A 15,463-nucleotide genomic window follows, 5' to 3' on the forward strand; every position below is an offset into this window, starting at 1 on the left:
CCGCCCGCCGCCCCATCCGCCGAGGCCTTGATCGCCGTGTCGGATTTCCGCCAGCCGCACCCTCGACCTGGTGGCACGATCGATGTCATGACCGAGCAGACCCTGGCCGAACGGGCCGTCTGGCGCGACACCGAACGGTGTTACCGCGCCGTCGCCGCCCGTGATTCCCGGTTCGACGGCCAGTTCATCATGGCCGTCGCCACCACCGGGATCTACTGCCGTCCGTCCTGCCCCGCGTCGACGCCGAAGCAGCAGAACGTCCGCTTCTACCCGACGTCGGCGGCCGCGCAGGCCAACGGCTTCCGCGCCTGCCGCCGCTGCCTGCCCGACGCCGTCCCCGGCTCCCCCGACTGGGACATCCGGGCCGACCTCGCCGCACGGGCGATGCGGCTGATCTCGGACGGGACCGTCGAACGCGACGGCGTGCCGGGGCTCGCGCGGCGGCTCGGCTATTCCGAACGGCAGCTCGGCCGCGTCCTCACCGCGGAGCTCGGCGCCGGGCCGCTGGCGCTGGCGCGGGCCCACCGGGCGCACTCGGCGCGGCTGCTGATCGAGATGTCCGGGCTCCCGCTGACCGACGTCGCGTTCGCCGCGGGCTTCTCCAGCGTCCGCCAGTTCAACGAGACGATCCGGGAGGTCTTCGCGACGACGCCTTCGCAGCTTCGCGCCGCGAGCCTGCGCCGTCGCAAGGCCGAGGAGTTGCCGACCGGGACCCGCTTGAGCCTGCGGCTGCCGTTCCGCAAGCCGTTCGACGCGGACGGGGTGCTGGACTTCCTGGCAGGCCAGGCCGTCCCCGGCGTCGAGCACGTGACGCGCGACGATTCCGGAGTGACCGGATACGGGCGCACGCTGCGGCTCGCGCACGGCCCCGGCGTCGTGTGGCTGACGGCGGAGGACGACCACGTCCGCTGCGACCTGCGGCTCACCGACCTGCGCGACCTGAGCAGCGCGGTGGCCAGGGTGCGGCGGCTGCTCGACCTCGACGCCGACCCCGAGGCGGTCGCGCGGGTCCTCGGGGCCGACCCCGCCCTCGCGCCGCTGGCCGAGGCGATCCCCGGCATCCGGGTGCCCGGCACCGTCGACGGCGACGAGCTCGTGCTGCGCGCGCTCCTGTCCCCCGCCGAGGCGGCGTCGCTCGCCGACGAACTCGGTGAACGCCTGCCCCGCTGCGACGAGTCACTGGACGGGCTGACCACGCTGTTCCCGACGGCGGCCCAGGTCGCCGGACACGGCCCGGAACGAGTGGCCGCGGTGGCCCGCGCGCTGGCGGACGGGGTGGCGGTCCACGTCGGCCGCGATCCCGTGGAGCTGCGGGCGGAACTGCTGGAGGTCCCGGGCATCGGGCCGGGGACCGCGGACTACGTCCTGATGCGCGTGCTGGGCGCGCCGGACGTCCTGCTGACCGGTGATCCGGCGCTGCGCCGGGGAGCGGCCGCGCTGGGCATCACGGACGACGAACCGACACTGGCCGAACGCGGACGGGCCTGGCAGCCCTGGTCCTCGTACGCCGGCATGTACCTGTGGCGAGCCGAAAAGGGAGAATGATGAGCATCGCGTATTGGTCCACAATGGACACCAAAATCGGCCCGTTCACCGCCGTGGTGGCGGGCGACGGGGCCGTGCTCGCCTCGGGCTGGACCGGTGACGTCGGCGAACTGACGCCGCTGATCTCGCCTTCACTGGCCCCTGGCGAAGTGAAGCAGCGACGGGACCTGGGCCCGGTGAGCACCGCGATCCGCCGCTACCACGACGGCGACCTCGACGCGGTCGCCGATGTCGAGGTGCGGCAGCGGTCCGGCGCCTTCCGTGAGCACGCTTGGGAAATCCTGCGGAAGGTGCCCGCGGGCGAGCCGGTCAGCTATGCGGAGTACGCGGCGCTGGCGGGGAATCCGGCGGCGGTGCGGGCGGCCGCGTCGGCGTGCGCGAAGAACGCCGCGGCGCTGTTCGTGCCGTGCCACCGGGTGGTGCGGACCGGCGGCGGCGTGGGGAACTTCCGGTGGGGTGTCCCGGCGAAGCAGTGGCTGCTGACCCATGAGGCCGCCTGACCCCTCACTCAAGTGCTATGAAAGGCCCCTTCATTGCAAATTTTGCAATGAAGGGGCCTTTCATAGCGCTGGTCAGGCGGCGTGGATCTCCACCGAGGAGCCCGTACGCGACTTCCGGATCCGCAGCCGCGTCGGGATCCGCTGCCGCAGCTCCTCCACGTGCGAGACCAGCCCGACCACACGACCGCCGGCGCGAAGCTCGTCGAGGATGTTCATGACGATGTCGAGCGTCTCGGCGTCCAGCGTGCCGAAGCCCTCGTCGATGAACAGCGTGTCCAGCAGCGCTCCGCCGGTTTCGGCGGCGACGACGTCGGCGAGCCCCAGTGCCAGCGAGAGTGACGCGAGGAAGGATTCGCCGCCCGAAAGCGTCTTCGCGGGCCGGATGGTGCCGGAGTAGTCGTCGAGCACGTCGAGGCCGAGGCCGCCGCGAGTGCCCCGGGCCCCTGCCGCGTCGGAGTGCACGAAGGAGTAGCGGCCCTGGCTCATCGTCCGCAGGCGAGCCGTCGCCGCGACCGCGACCTCCTCCAGCCTCGCGGCGAGGACGTACGAGCGCAGCGACATCTTCCGCGCGTTCTGCCCGCGTCCGTTGACCACCTCGGCCAGCGCCTTCAGTTCGAGATAGCCCTCTTCGACCGGCGCCAGTTCCGCCAGCAAGGACGTCATCCGTTCGGCCAGCCCGGTCAGGTCCGTGTGCCGTGTCTTCGCCGTCCGCAGCGCCGCGAAAGCCTGCTCGGCCTCGGCTCGGGTGTCCTGCGCCGCGTCCGCCGAAGCGGCGACGTCGATCTCGTCCTCCGGCGAGATGCCGAACAACTCGGGCTGCGCGAGTTCCTCGCGGGCGGCCCGTTCCATCACCTTCGCGTCGGCGAGGCTGGCTTCCAGTTTGGTGATCTGCTCGTCCGGCCGCGCCGCGGCGCGCATCTCGTCGAGGTCCGCGAAACCCTTGGCCCGCAAGGCTTCCTTGACCAGTTTCGCTTGCTCGTCACGGCGCTCGCGGGCACCCGCGACGGCCAGCCGCGCTTCGGCCAGCGCGTCGAGGCGGGTCGCGAAGCCGAGCAGATGACGCCGACGGGCGGCGACGTCGGCGAACTCGCCGCGCGCGGCCTCCAACCGGCGTTCGCGCTCGGCCAGCCGCTCGGTCAGCCCGCGCACCTCGGTCGCGACCTCGACCGCGCGACGTTCGGCCGCCCCGCGCTGGTCGGTCAGCTGCTCGATCTTCCGTTCCAGTTCGAGGAGCCGCGTCTCGAGAACAGGCTTCCGGCGAGCCGACTCCGACAGCGTGGCGACCAGGTCGCGCGCTTCGGCGAGCCCGGCCCGCAGTGTCTCGGCGGTGTGCTCGCCCAACCGCTCGACCAGGACGGTCAGGCGGTTTTCAGCCTCCTGCAACGCGGCTTTCGTCTTCTCTCGCCGCGCGTGCGCCTGCTGCTCCGCGGCTTCGGCGCGACGTTCGTCCTCGGGGTCGACCAAGCCGCCGGTGTGCGTCGCCGGCGAGGGATGCTCTGTCGCCCCGCAGACCGGGCAGTCCTCGCCCGCCTGAAGACCGGCGGCGAGTTCGGCCGCCATTCCTTCGAGCCGCCGTTCCCGCAGATCCAGCCGATGCTGACGCGCCTGCTGATGGCCGTCGACGGCCTCGCCGACCGCAGCGCGTGCCCGCTCGACGGCCTGCCGTGTCCTGGGCACCTCTTCGGCGTCGCGAGCCAGCGCGGTCAACTCGTCGACACGAGCGCGGGCGCCGTCGAGCTTCGCTTCGGCTTCGGCGGCAGCGGCCGCTTCGGCCCGCAACGACGCGACCTTCTCCGGCGCCGCGCCCAGCTCGGCGGCGAAGTCCTCAGCCTGCTTCTTCGCCTTCTCCGCGATGGCGTTCAGCTGCTCACGACGGACCAGATCCCGTTGCTGCTGCTCGCTTTCCGCCACGAGTTCGGCGAGCGCGCCCGCCTCTTCCCGCAATCCGCCGGCGCGAGCGCGCAGCTCAGCGGCCGGACTCTCCGCCGCGTCCGGCACTTCCTGCGCCCGGAGCGCCTCGGTGGCCTCGGCCTCGGCGAGCTGATCCAGCCTGCGGTCAAGGAGATCCGCCTCCGCGACGACAGCCGCCGCGCGATGAGCCGCCTCGACTTCTTCCGCCCATTCCGCGCGCTGGCCCGCCTGCTCGGCGATCACCGACAGCCGCGTGTACGCCGTGCGCACCCGGCGGATCCGTTCGGCGGTGGACCGGTTCTCCTGCCAGACCGCTTCAGCCCTCTTGGCCGCCGTGCGAGCCTTCGTGTCGCGTTCCTGCGCCTCGGCGACGCGCCGTGCCGACTCGGCGAGCAAGTCGGCGACCCACTCGGACTGCCCTTCCTCGGGCGCTTCCTGCCCCGCGACCTGCGCGAACCGCGCGACCCACTCCCGCAGCGTCTGCTGCCGCGCCTGCAACTCGCGGCCGCGTTCGGCCCGCAGATTCGCGAACCAGTTCTCGACGTCGGAGAAGCGCTCGGTGCCGAACAGCCGCTCCAGCAGTTCCTCGCGTTCTGCCGTGTTCGCGCGCAGGAACCGCGCGAATTCGCCCTGCGGCAGCAAGACCACCTGGAAGAACTGTTCGTGCGTCATGCCGATGAGCCGCTCGACCGTGCGCGCGACCTCGTCGATCCGCGTGATGCCCTCGGCGACGTGTCCGGCGGGTACGGTGCCGACCCAGCTCAGCACCGCCTTCGCCTGCTGGACGGTCATACCCTCGCCACGGCGCTTCGGCCGCTGGTACTCGGGGTTGCGCGCGATCCGCATCCGCTGGCCCTGCACGGTCAATTCGAGGACGACCTCGGTGACCTGGTCGGGCTCGGCGAGGTCGCAGCGCAGCCGTTTGACCTCGCCGCGCGCGCCGGGGACGGTGCCGAACAACGCGAACGCGATCGCGTCGAGCAGCGTCGTCTTCCCCGCGCCGGTGTCACCGTGGAGCAGGAACAGCCCGTCTGCGCCGAGCACGTCGAAGTCCACCACCTCGCGGCCCGCGTACGGGCCGAAAGCGGCGACCTCCAACCGGTGCAACCTCATACTTCGCGCTCCCTGCCCGCCGCGCCCAGCGCCGCCAGCACCAGCCGCTCCTCGCTCTCCGACGGTGCGGATCCGCGGCAGTCCTCCAGGAAACTCCGGGTGATCTCGACGTCGGATCGCCCGCGGACGGCTTCTGCGTACTTCAGCGCGGCACCGTCGTGCCCGCCTTCCGGCTGCCAGTCCATGTGCACCGCGTACGGAAACCGCTCGCGCAGCTTGCGCATCGCGTCGATCGGGCGGACCCGGTCGGTGACCGTGAAGGAGAGGAAGTGTTCGGTCAGGCCGTCGTGCTCCGGATCCGCAAGGAGATCCGCCAGCTCGCCGCGCAGCATCGCGAGATGCCGCGGCACCGGCAGCTCGTGGCGCCGGACCTCGGCGAGCCCGTCGGCGCCGAGCTCCACCAGCCAAACCGATTTCCGTTGGCGTGTCTCGGAAAACGAGTACGCCAGCGGGCTTCCCGAATAGCGCAGGTGCTCGGCGAGGGTCTGCGGGCCGTGCAGATGGCCGAGCGCCACGTAGTCGACGCCGTCGAACACCGAACCCGGCACCTGCTCGACGCCGCCGACCGCGATGGTCCGCTCGGATTCGGTCGGTTCGCCGCCGGTGACGAAGGCGTGCGCGAGCACCACCGACCGCGTTCCGGACGGCCGTCCGGCGAGATCCGCCCGGACCCGCCGCATCGCCTCGGTGAGGACGCCGGTGTGGCCGCGGGCCTCGGGCACACCGAGGGCGTGCCGCGCGGGCTCCGGTTCGAGATACGGGATCCCGTAGAGGGCGACCTCGCCGTGCTCGTCGGACAGCAGCACCGGCTCGGCGAGCCCGTCGATCGTGGCGCGCAGGTGCAGCCCGCCCGCCGCGGCGAACTCGGCGAACGCGCCCAGCCGCGGCGCGGAGTCGTGGTTGCCCGGTGTCATCACCAGTTCCGCGCCTGCCTGGCGGATCCGGCCCAGCGCGGTCGTGGCGACACGGACGGCCTCCGCCGAGGGCACCGCGCGGTCGTAGATGTCCCCGGACACGAGCACGACGTCGACCGACTCGGCGGCCACGAGGTCGGCGAGATGGCCGAGCACGGTTTCCTGCTCGGCGAGCAGATCGGCGCCGTGGAAGGTACGGCCGATATGCCAGTCGGACGTGTGCAGGAGCTTCACGCAGCCCAAGGTAGGGCCGCGCACCGGCCGGAGAGGGGAGGCGCGCCCTTGACGGCACTGCGCTTTCCGACACGCCGGGGACGGCGCAGGTCAGATACGGAGCGCGACCACGCCGTTCCGTTTTTGTCGGTGGGTTCCGCCATGATGTCCCCGACTCGGATCCGGAGGGGAGGTACCGGTGGCGACGGTGATCACCACCGCGGCCGTCGTGCTCGCGTTGCTGCTGCTCGCGGCCGTCGCGCTGCTGTGGCGGCTGTACAACGACGGCATGCGGCGGGCGGACGCGGCGGCGAAACAGGTCGCGGCCGAGCGGGCGAAGGCCGATCAGCAGCAGCTCGCGCTGCGCCGGTACGAGGTCGCGTTCGCCTCGATCAGCGGCCGGGGCGAGCTGGGCGAGCAGGTCCTCCTGGAGACCGCACGCGCACTCGGGCTGCGCGAGGAGCTGCACTTCACGTTGCAAACGGACCTGGCGGGCGGCGGCGCCGCGAAACCGGACATGGTGCTGCGGGTCGGCGGCGGCCGGACCGTGCCCGTGGACGCGAAGGCGAGCATGGCCTGCTGGGCCGAGGCCGTCGAGACCGACGACCCCGACGAACGGCTGGACGCGCTGCGCGTCCACGTCCGGCAGCTCCGGTCGCGGGCGGCCGAGCTGGCGGGCAAGGGCTACCAGCGCTGGGCCGACGCGATCTACGGGACGATCATGTTCGTCCCGTCCGACGCGGCCGTGGTCGCCGCGCTGGACACCGACCCGGAACTGCTGCGCTGGATGCTGGACCGGCGGGTCTTCCTCTGCGGGCCCACCGGGTTCGCCGTACTGGCGTCCGCCGCGCTGTTCGCCGCGACCGAACGGGCGCTGGTCGAGGACGTCGAGCAGGTCCGGGCGGGCGCCGCGGCCGCACACCGGGCCGCGGGCAACGCGGTCGACGCGCTGAACCTGTCGAGCACGCACCTGCAGCGCTTCATCTCGGCCCGGCGGCGGGAGATGGAGGCGCTCGAGAGCTTCCGGAGCACGGTCTCGCCGCTGACGGATGCCGCAGGCAGCCCCGCTCCGGTCCCTCTGATCAGGAAGGCGGACGAACTCCCTGCCTCGTGAGTGGCCAGGACCGTTCTCTCGAGGAGCAACTGACGTGTCGCGAAAGCCACTTTCGCGACGTCTGATGTCCCGAAAGTGGCTTTCGCGACACCGTCGCGGGGCGGGGGACTCAATGAGCGGCAAGTGCAGAGCTCACCTGCAGTGACCCTCGAGCGTTCACCAAGCACGTCGAGTAGCCGGCCGAGGTGAAGGCGCGGTCCCACAGCGGCCCGGTCTCGTGAGTGGTTAGGACGGTTAGAACCGTCCTGACCACTCACGAGCCGGATGCGAACCGCACCGCCCCACCTGCGACTTCCGGAATCGCGAGCTCCGGTTCGGCCCGGCGGACAACCTTGTCGCGCCCTCACTCGTAGTACTTCCGGTAAGCACCCGGACAGTCCGTCCGGGTGGTCCGGAATGACCACTACCAGGCGATAGACACACCGCCTGTTGGCGGTATGCCCGCAGCTTGGATATACGGTGGGACCTGTGACCGCGATTCGCGATCGCCAGAGCGATCCTGATGCCGACGACGTCCCCGTTGCCTGGGACGAGCGTCCGCTCGTCGGCGCCAGGCGAGGGCTGCCCTGGTGGGTGGCCGTCCTGGTGGGCTTCGGGCTCGCCATCCTTGGCGCCTTCGTCGACATGATGATGCAGAAGGACCTGGGCCTGCTGTTCAAGGCGTGCTACGCGCTCGGCGCGGTGGCCGCCGTGGTGGCCGTCCAGCGCCGCGGGCTGTTCGGCCCGATGGTGCAGCCGCCCCTGGTCCTCGCCGTGACCGTCCCGGGGGTCATCCTCCTGACCTCGGACGGCAGCAAGGGCACGGACCTGCTGTCGAGAGCCTTCGACGTCGGCACGCCGCTGATCAACGGCTTCCCGACGATGGCCATCACCACCGGCGTCACCTTGGCGATCGGCATCTTCCGGATCTACCGCGAGCGCGATCCCGACGCCCCGGTGAAGGTGAAGCCGGGTACCAAACCGGAACGTCGTGACGAGGGCAAACCCGCCGCCCGGCCCGCCGCGGCCGCCGCGCCGGGCCGTGGCCGTCCCGCTTCCCGGACCGGCCAGACCCCGCCTCCGCCTTCCCGCCGCGGTGCTCCGCGTGACGGTGCGCCGCCCCGCCGCCGCCCGGTCGACGACGAGCGGCGTCCCCGCCGCGACGCCGAACCCGGCGCCCGCAAACCGCCGCCCCCGGGACGTCAGCCTCGGCGGCCGCGTCCGCCGGAAGACGGCGAACCCCGACGTCGCGACCCCCGTGGCGAAAGCGCCCCCGGTGCCCCGCGCCGCCGTCCGCCGCGCGCGGACGATCCGCGCCGTGGCGGGCAGCCGCCGCGCCGCCGCCCGTGGGACGACGAGCGGTGAAGCAAGGGACCTTTGCTCTCGCTTGAGCCTGTGACCAGCGGAAAGGGCCGCCCGAGGAAGTCCTCGGGCGGCCCTTTTCTCGGGAAAAACCTCAGGCCTTGGCTGCCTTGCGCAGCTCGTGCGGCAGCGCGAACGCGATCTTCTCGTTGGCCGTGGTGACCTCGTCGACGTTGTCCCAGCCACGCTCGGCCAGCCACGCCAGCAGGTCCATGACCAGCACCTCCGGCACCGAAGCGCCGCTCGTGACACCGACGGTCTCGACGCCTTCGAGCCACGCTTCGTCGACTTCGTGCGCGAAGTCGACCAGGTGCGACGCGCGCGCCCCCGCCTTCAGCGCGACCTCGACCAGCCGCTTCGAGTTGGACGAGTTCGTCGAGCCGACCACCAGGACCAGGTCGCACTCGGCGGCCATGGCCTTGACCGCGACCTGGCGGTTCGTGGTGGCGTAGCAGATGTCGTCGCTGGGCGGGTCGGCCAAGCCGGGGAACTTGTCCCGCAGCTGATCGACGCGCTCCATGGTCTCGTCCACCGAAAGGGTGGTCTGCGACAGCCAGATGACCTTCGACGGGTCGCGGACCTCGACCTTGTCGACGTCCTCGGCGGTGTCGACGAGCTGCACCTTGTCGGGAGCCTCGCCGGCCGTGCCTTCGACCTCTTCGTGGCCTTCGTGACCGATCAGCAGGATGTCGTAGTCGTCCTTCGCGAACCGGTTGACTTCCTTGTGCACCTTCGTCACGAGCGGGCAGGTCGCGTCGATGGTCCGCAGGTTGCGCTCGGCGGCCTCGGCGTGCACCGCGGGCGAGACGCCGTGCGCGGAGAACACCACCAGTGCGCCCTCGGGCACCTCGGAGGTCTCGTCGACGAAGATCACGCCGCGGTCGCGCAGGGTCTCCACGACGTGCCGGTTGTGCACGATCTCCTTGCGCACGTACACCGGTGCGCCGTAGAGCTCGAGCGCCTTTTCGACGGCGATGACCGCGCGGTCGACACCCGCGCAGTAGCCGCGTGGCTTGGCGAGCAGGACACGTTTGCCACCTGCCGGCACACCGGACTCGGTGATCGTCGGACTGCCGGCGGGCGTGATTCCGGGACTCGCAGAACTCATGACCCCCAGGGTACGGGCTGCCCCGGGGGCTCCTCGCACTCACGTTCAGGTGACCAGGGAACCCCTCGAAAGGATGTGCGTGGAGTCACGTCCGGTGAGCCGACCCACCCGTTCGGTTGGGCAGGATGGACCAAATACGGCAGGCTAGACGCATGAAGCCTCTCCCGCTCCCCCTCCGGGTCGCCGCGGGCCTCGCCGTCACCACCGCCGAGCGGGTTCGCGAACTTCCCAAGCAGCTCACCGGGCTCCCCGTCACGGTGGTCAGCCAGGTGCTCCAGTTCTCCATGCGCGTTCAGCAGCACGTCACCGAACTCGCGATCAAGGGCGACGACGCGCTGTCGGGCCTTCGCCCGGTCGAGGACACGCCCAGCTGGGCCACCTTCGACGAGGACCTCCCGCCGGACGTCGGCGAGCGCCGCTACGAACGCGACTCGTGCGTCATCCCGCTGAGGGAAGACGCCGAGGTGCCCGAACCGCGCGCCGAGACCAACGGCCACCACCTCGACGACCTCGAAGCCCTCACCGAGGACCCGTGGGCCGAGGAGGAGCGCGCGCTCGCCGAGGACCACGCCGACGGCGAGTTCGACAGTTCCGCGGCGCTCGTCGATGCGAAGCCCGCCGGGCTGGACGACTACGACACGCTCACCCTGCCGCAGCTGCGCGCCCGTCTGCGCCGGTTCGACCTCGCGCAACTGGAAGAGCTGCTGACCTACGAACGCGCGAACGCCGACAGGCCGTCGTTCGTCGGCATGCTCGCGCGCCGCATCGGGAACGTGAAGAAGGCCGACGGCGACGGCGACAGCGCGGAAGGCCAGTGAGCGCCGAACCCACCTCCGCGGCGGCGGGTCCGTCCACCACCGCCGAAAACCCGTGGCCGGTCCGCACGGTCGCCCGCAAGGTCGGCGAGTGGATCAACCGGCTCGGCGCGGTCTGGGTCGAAGGTCAGGTCACGCAGATCTCGGCCCGGCAGGGGACCAACACCGCGTTCCTGACGCTGCGTGACCCGTCGGCGGACGTCTCCATGTCGGTGACCTGTCCGATGGGTCTGCTGCGCACGATCGAACCTCCGCTGCGCGAGGGCGCGAGCGTCGTGGTGCACGCGAAGCCGACGTTCTTCATGAACCGCGGGTCGCTGAGCCTGCGCGCCAACGAGATCCGCGCGGTCGGCATCGGCGAACTGCTCGCCCGGATCGAGCGGCTGCGGCGGCTGCTGGCCGCCGAGGGGCTGTTCGCGCCGGAGCGCAAACGCAAGATCCCGTTCCTGCCCAAGGGAATCGGGCTGATCACCGGACGCGCGTCCGCCGCCGAACGGGACGTGCTGGTGAACGCGCAGTCCCGCTGGCCGCATGTCGCGTTCAAGGTGATCAACACCGCCGTGCAGGGTTCGCTCGCCGTCCCGCAGATCCTCCAGGCACTGTCCAAACTGGACCGTGACCCGGACGTCGACGTCATCGTGATCGCGCGCGGCGGCGGCAGCGTGGAAGACCTGCTGCCGTTCTCCGACGAGGCGCTGTGCCGCGCCGTGTCCGCGGCCGGGACGCCGGTGGTCAGCGCCATCGGACACGAGCCCGACACCCCGCTGCTCGACCACGTCGCCGACCTCCGCTGCTCGACGCCGACCGACGCCAGCAAGCGGATCGTGCCCGACGTGCGCGAGGAGACCCAGCGCGTCCACCAGATGCGTGATCGCGGCCGCCGCGCGCTGCACGGCTGGGTGGACACCCAGGTCAGGCTGCTGAACCAGATGCGCAGCCGTCCCGTGCTCGCCGATCCGCTCGGCCCGATCCAGCGGCGCTCCGACGACGTCGAGATCCACCGCGAGCGCGGGCGGCGCGCGATGCTCACCCTGCTCGCGAAGGACCAGGCCGAGATCGCCAGCGCCCGCGCGCGGCTGACCGCGCTCGGCCCGGCGGCGACCCTCGAACGCGGCTACGCCGTGGTGCAGTACACCGACGCGGAAGGCAACCTCCAGGTACTCCGGTCCGTCTCCGAAGTCGCGGACGGCGCGAAACTGCGCGTCCGCGTGGTCGACGGCGCGCTCGGCGCCGTCGTGTCGGATACGCCGGAGGAGGAGCGTTGACGGCGAGTTTCCTGCCGCTGACCATCGACGCCGCGAGACGTGCGGACGCGCCCGAGGTGCTGCGCAACGCGTTGCTGACCGACCGCGCGGCCGGGGAGTGCTGGACGGTGCTGCTCGCGGGATGTGAGTTTTCGACGAAGCGGAGTCTCGACGCCCAGCTGCGCAAACTCTCCGAAGCGACGGCCGAGCACGTCGGCACCCGATGGTGGTTCGCGGACGGCACCGTGCACCGCAAACGGGTGGCGCGGGCCCAGGAGAACCTCGTCGCGGCGATCGCGGAGGGTGATGGCCAGGAGTTCGCTCTCGCCTTCGTGGGTTACGACAACGCCATGGCCGGCGCGGTAGTGTGCGCGGGTATCGGCAAGCACCGACGTCCGGTAGAAGGAAGCACAGCGTGAGCGAGACCGCCGAACTCGGCTACGAACAGGCCCGCGACAGACTGGTGGAGGTCGTCCGCGAGCTCGAAGCGGGCGGGCTGTCCCTGGAACAGTCGCTCGCCCTGTGGGAGAAGGGCGAGCAGCTGGCGAAGGTCTGCGAGCACCACCTCGAAGGCGCGCGGGAGCGGATCGAGGCGGCGCTGTCTTCCGTCGAAGACGAGACCGGCAACGGTCAGTGACGTTCACCATGCTCCTGCGCCACCGAACCGCCGTGGGTATCTGAGAGACTGGGACCCCGCCGAGTTCCTGACCCGGGAGGCCTCATGCCCACCCCCACCTCGTCCGCCAGCTCTTCTCGACGCCCTGAAGCGCCTGATCGCAACCTCGCGATGGAACTGGTCCGTGTGACCGAAGCCGCCGCGATGGCCGCTGGCCGCTGGGTGGGGCGCGGGGACAAGATCGGCGGGGACGGTGCCGCCGTGGACGCGATGCGCCAGCTGGTCTCGACCGTGTCGATGCGCGGTGTCGTCGTCATCGGCGAGGGCGAGAAGGACGAAGCCCCGATGCTGTTCAACGGGGAAGAGGTCGGCAACGGCGACGGGCCGGACTGCGACGTCGCGGTCGACCCGGTCGACGGGACGACCCTGATGGCCAAGGGCATGCCGAACGCGCTCGCCGTGCTCGCGGTCGCCGAACGCGGCGCGATGTTCGACCCGTCCGCGGTGTTCTACATGGAGAAGCTCGCCGTCGGCCCGGACGCCGCGGGCAAGGTCGACCTGGCCGCCCCGATCGCGGAGAACATCCGCCGGGTCGCGAAGGCCAAGAACTCCAGCGTCTCCGACGTCACCGTGTGCATCCTCGACCGGCCGCGGCACGAAAAGCTGATCAAGGAGGTCCGCGAGGCGGGCGCCCGGATCCGTTTCATCTCCGACGGCGACGTCGCGGGCGCGATCGCCGCGGCCCGGCCGAGCACCGGCGTCGACATGCTGCTCGGTATCGGCGGCACCCCCGAAGGCATCATCGCGGCCTGCGCGATGAAGTGCCTCGGCGGCGAACTGCAGGGCCGCCTGTGGCCGAAGGACGACGCGGAGCGCGAGAAGGCGCTGGCCGCGGGCCACGACCTCGACCGTGTGCTCGGCAACGACGACCTCGTCCGCGGCGACAACGTGTTCTTCTGCGCCACCGGCGTCACCGACGGCGACCTGCTGCGCGGCGTGCACTACCGCGCGGGCGGCGCGACGACCCAGTCGATCGTGATGCGCTCGAAGTCCGGCACGGTCCGGATGATCGACGGCTACCACCGGCTGACCAAGCTCCGCTCGTACTCGTCCGTCAACTTCGACGGCCACCTCGACGATTCGCTGGAAGACGACGTAGTTCCCCCGCTCCCCTAAGGAGAAACCGTGCTGAAGCGCGTGCTCGTGGTCCTGCTCGCGGCGATGGTCCTCACGCCGGCCGGGCAGGCCACGGGCGCGGGTGACCTCGTCGGTGGCAGAGAGGCCGACGAGCCGTATCCCTTCATCGCTTCCCTGCATTCAGCCTCCGGCAAGGCTTTCTGCGCCGGGACGCTGATCGCGGCGGACTGGCTGGTGACGGCCGGGCACTGTGTCGAGGGCAAGAACCCGGCGAACCTGAGCGCGCGGATCGGCAGCACCGACAACACCCAGGGCGGCGAAATCGCGAAACTCGCCGAGATCGTCGTGAACCCGTCCTACAACCCCGAGCCCGAGCACGCGGGCGGTGATCTCGCCCTGGTGCGGCTGGCCGCCCCGGTGAAGGCCGCGCCGATCCCGATCGGGGCCGCCGTGGCGCCCGGAACGCCCACGCGGCTGCTCGGCTGGGGCCAGACGTGCCCGACTTCGGGCTGTGGCAAGGGTCCGGCGAAGCTGCAGCAGCTGGACACGAAGATCGTCGAAGGCGTGCGCTGCACCGCGAAGTTCGACGGCGCCGTCGAGTTGTGCACCGACAATCCCGGCGGGAACACAGGCTCGTGCTACGGCGATTCCGGCGGCCCGGAGATCGCCAAGGTCGACGAGAAGTGGGTGCTGCTGGGCCTCGTCAGCCGTCCGGGCAACGCGGATCCGGTATGCGCGACGTCGCCGTCGATCGCGACTTCGGTGGTGGCCTACGCGCAGTGGATCGCAGAGAAGATCACGCCCGCCTGACGTGCGCTACTCCGCGTTGCTCGAGTGCCCCGGGAACAGATGCGCGTCCGGGTCCAGCATGACCGCGATGTTGTTCACCGCCGTCGCCGCTTCCCCGAATCCGGTCGCGATCAGCTTCACCTTCCCCGGATACGCCGCGACGTCGCCCGCCGCGTAGACCCGTTCCCGCGGGGTCGCCATGGTCGAGTCGACGGCGATCGCGCGGTGGTCGATCCGGAGTCCCCAGCTTTCGATCGGCCCGAGGTCCGCGGTGAAACCGAGCGCCGCGACGACCGTGTCGGCGCGCAGGATTTCGGGCTCCGAACCCTTGACCTGGATCTCGACCTCGGCCAGCGTGCCGTCGCGGTCGAGGAACCGGGTGACTTCGGCGTCGGTGACGATCCGCACGCCGAGTTCCCGCGCCTGCCGCACGATCGACTCGGCCGCGCGGAACTTCGCGCGGCGGTGCACGAGGGTGACGCTCGCGGCGACGGGGTGCAGCGCGAGCACCCAGTCGAATGCCGAATCCCCGCCGCCGACGACGACCACGTGCTGCCCTTCGTGCGCCTTCAGCGAGGGCACGAAGTGGACCATGCCGCGCCCGAGCCAGCCGTCGCCGGCGGGCAGCGGCCGCGGGGTGAACTCGCCGATCCCGGCGGTGATCAGCACGGCGCCGGCGCGCAGGATCTGCCCGCCGTCGAGCGTGATGGTGACCCCGCCTTCGACGCTTTCGAGTTTCTCGGCCTTGCGCCCGAGCAGATACGCGGGTTTGAACGGCGCCGCCTGATCGAGCAGGCCCCGCACCAGATCGCGGCCACGGACCTCGGCGAACCCGCCGACGTCGTAGATCATCTTTTCGGGGTACATCGCGGTGACCTGCCCGCCCGCCTCCGGCAGTGAATCCACGACGGCCATCGAAAGGCCGCGGAATCCCGCGTAGTAGGCGGCGAACAGACCCGTCGGACCAGCCCCGATGACGACGAGGTCGTACGACGTTTCCCCAGCGGACTCGCTCATTCGGCACTCTCCCGGCCGGTGGTGGGCGGCGTGATCGAGAACACATTCGATCCTAGCCCTCGCGTGCCGAAAGACACGGAGCGCGC

14 protein-coding genes are annotated in these 15,463 nt (G+C 71.2%); 10 read left to right on the plus strand and 4 right to left on the minus strand.

Annotated elements, in window-relative coordinates:
* Nucleotides 1–87 precede the first annotated feature (87 nt).
* Nucleotides 88–1,545 carry a DNA-3-methyladenine glycosylase 2 family protein gene (locus DMH01_RS05685; protein ID WP_125674017.1) on the plus strand — a complete coding sequence of 486 codons (1,458 nt, stop codon included), beginning with the start codon at nucleotides 88–90 and terminating at the stop codon, nucleotides 1,543–1,545.
* Nucleotides 1,545–2,045, plus strand: a complete 501-nt coding sequence (locus DMH01_RS05690; protein WP_125674018.1) for a methylated-DNA--[protein]-cysteine S-methyltransferase — start codon at nucleotides 1,545–1,547, stop codon at nucleotides 2,043–2,045. Before DMH01_RS05685 ends, DMH01_RS05690 begins: the two co-directional genes overlap by 1 nt.
* A gap of 72 nt (nucleotides 2,046–2,117) precedes the next feature.
* Here the strand turns inward: DMH01_RS05690 and DMH01_RS05695 are convergent, their stop codons facing one another.
* Entirely contained in the window at nucleotides 2,118–5,069 is a 2,952-nt protein-coding gene (locus tag DMH01_RS05695) for an AAA family ATPase (RefSeq protein ID WP_125674019.1), read from the minus strand.
* A complete protein-coding gene (locus DMH01_RS05700) occupies nucleotides 5,066–6,217 on the minus strand; it encodes an exonuclease SbcCD subunit D (RefSeq protein ID WP_199745369.1) in 1,152 nt (383 codons plus the stop codon). The genes DMH01_RS05695 and DMH01_RS05700 overlap by 4 nt, the downstream gene beginning before the upstream one ends.
* 178 nt (nucleotides 6,218–6,395) lie before the next feature.
* Here DMH01_RS05700 and rmuC point away from each other — a divergent pair, with 178 nt between their 5' ends.
* Together rmuC and DMH01_RS05710 are read left to right on the plus strand one after the other, a co-directional pair.
* Nucleotides 6,396–7,310 (plus strand): DNA recombination protein RmuC, encoded by a 915-nt coding sequence (gene rmuC / locus DMH01_RS05705; RefSeq protein ID WP_125674020.1) that lies wholly within the window; start codon nucleotides 6,396–6,398, stop codon nucleotides 7,308–7,310.
* Nucleotides 7,311–7,778: 468 nt separating this feature from the next.
* Complete coding sequence (locus DMH01_RS05710; protein ID WP_125674021.1) at nucleotides 7,779–8,654, plus strand: DUF6542 domain-containing protein; 876 nt, start codon at nucleotides 7,779–7,781, stop codon at nucleotides 8,652–8,654.
* A gap of 91 nt (nucleotides 8,655–8,745) precedes the next feature.
* Here the strand turns inward: DMH01_RS05710 and DMH01_RS05715 are convergent, their stop codons facing one another.
* Nucleotides 8,746–9,759: a 4-hydroxy-3-methylbut-2-enyl diphosphate reductase gene (locus DMH01_RS05715; protein ID WP_199745370.1), complete on the minus strand. Its 1,014-nt coding sequence runs from the start codon at nucleotides 9,757–9,759 to the stop codon at nucleotides 8,746–8,748.
* A gap of 152 nt (nucleotides 9,760–9,911) precedes the next feature.
* On the opposite strand from DMH01_RS05715, the gene DMH01_RS05720 reads away from it, so the two are divergent.
* From DMH01_RS05720 to DMH01_RS05745, 6 genes are all read left to right on the plus strand, one after another.
* Entirely contained in the window at nucleotides 9,912–10,577 is a 666-nt protein-coding gene (locus DMH01_RS05720; protein ID WP_125674022.1) for a lipid droplet-associated protein, read from the plus strand.
* Nucleotides 10,574–11,839, plus strand: coding sequence for an exodeoxyribonuclease VII large subunit (gene xseA, locus DMH01_RS05725; protein ID WP_125674023.1), 1,266 nt, complete (start codon nucleotides 10,574–10,576; stop codon nucleotides 11,837–11,839). Before DMH01_RS05720 ends, xseA begins: the two co-directional genes overlap by 4 nt.
* Complete coding sequence (locus DMH01_RS05730; RefSeq protein WP_125674024.1) at nucleotides 11,836–12,237, plus strand: hypothetical protein; 402 nt, start codon at nucleotides 11,836–11,838, stop codon at nucleotides 12,235–12,237. The genes xseA and DMH01_RS05730 overlap by 4 nt, the downstream gene beginning before the upstream one ends.
* Nucleotides 12,234–12,455 (plus strand): exodeoxyribonuclease VII small subunit, encoded by a 222-nt coding sequence (locus tag DMH01_RS05735; RefSeq protein WP_125674025.1) that lies wholly within the window; start codon nucleotides 12,234–12,236, stop codon nucleotides 12,453–12,455. Before DMH01_RS05730 ends, DMH01_RS05735 begins: the two co-directional genes overlap by 4 nt.
* Before the next feature lie 84 nt (nucleotides 12,456–12,539).
* Entirely contained in the window at nucleotides 12,540–13,610 is a 1,071-nt protein-coding gene (glpX, locus tag DMH01_RS05740) for a class II fructose-bisphosphatase (RefSeq protein WP_034305363.1), read from the plus strand.
* 9 nt (nucleotides 13,611–13,619) lie between these two features.
* Nucleotides 13,620–14,381, plus strand: coding sequence for a trypsin-like serine protease (locus tag DMH01_RS05745; RefSeq protein ID WP_125674026.1), 762 nt, complete (start codon nucleotides 13,620–13,622; stop codon nucleotides 14,379–14,381).
* Nucleotides 14,382–14,387: 6 nt separating this feature from the next.
* On the opposite strand, the gene DMH01_RS05750 is transcribed toward DMH01_RS05745, so the two are convergent.
* Complete coding sequence (locus tag DMH01_RS05750; RefSeq protein WP_125674027.1) at nucleotides 14,388–15,377, minus strand: NAD(P)/FAD-dependent oxidoreductase; 990 nt, start codon at nucleotides 15,375–15,377, stop codon at nucleotides 14,388–14,390.
* Between the last annotated feature and the right edge of the window lie 86 nt (nucleotides 15,378–15,463).

This window comes from Amycolatopsis sp. WAC 04182, from assembly GCF_003947465.1.
Classification (GTDB): domain Bacteria; phylum Actinomycetota; class Actinomycetes; order Mycobacteriales; family Pseudonocardiaceae; genus Amycolatopsis.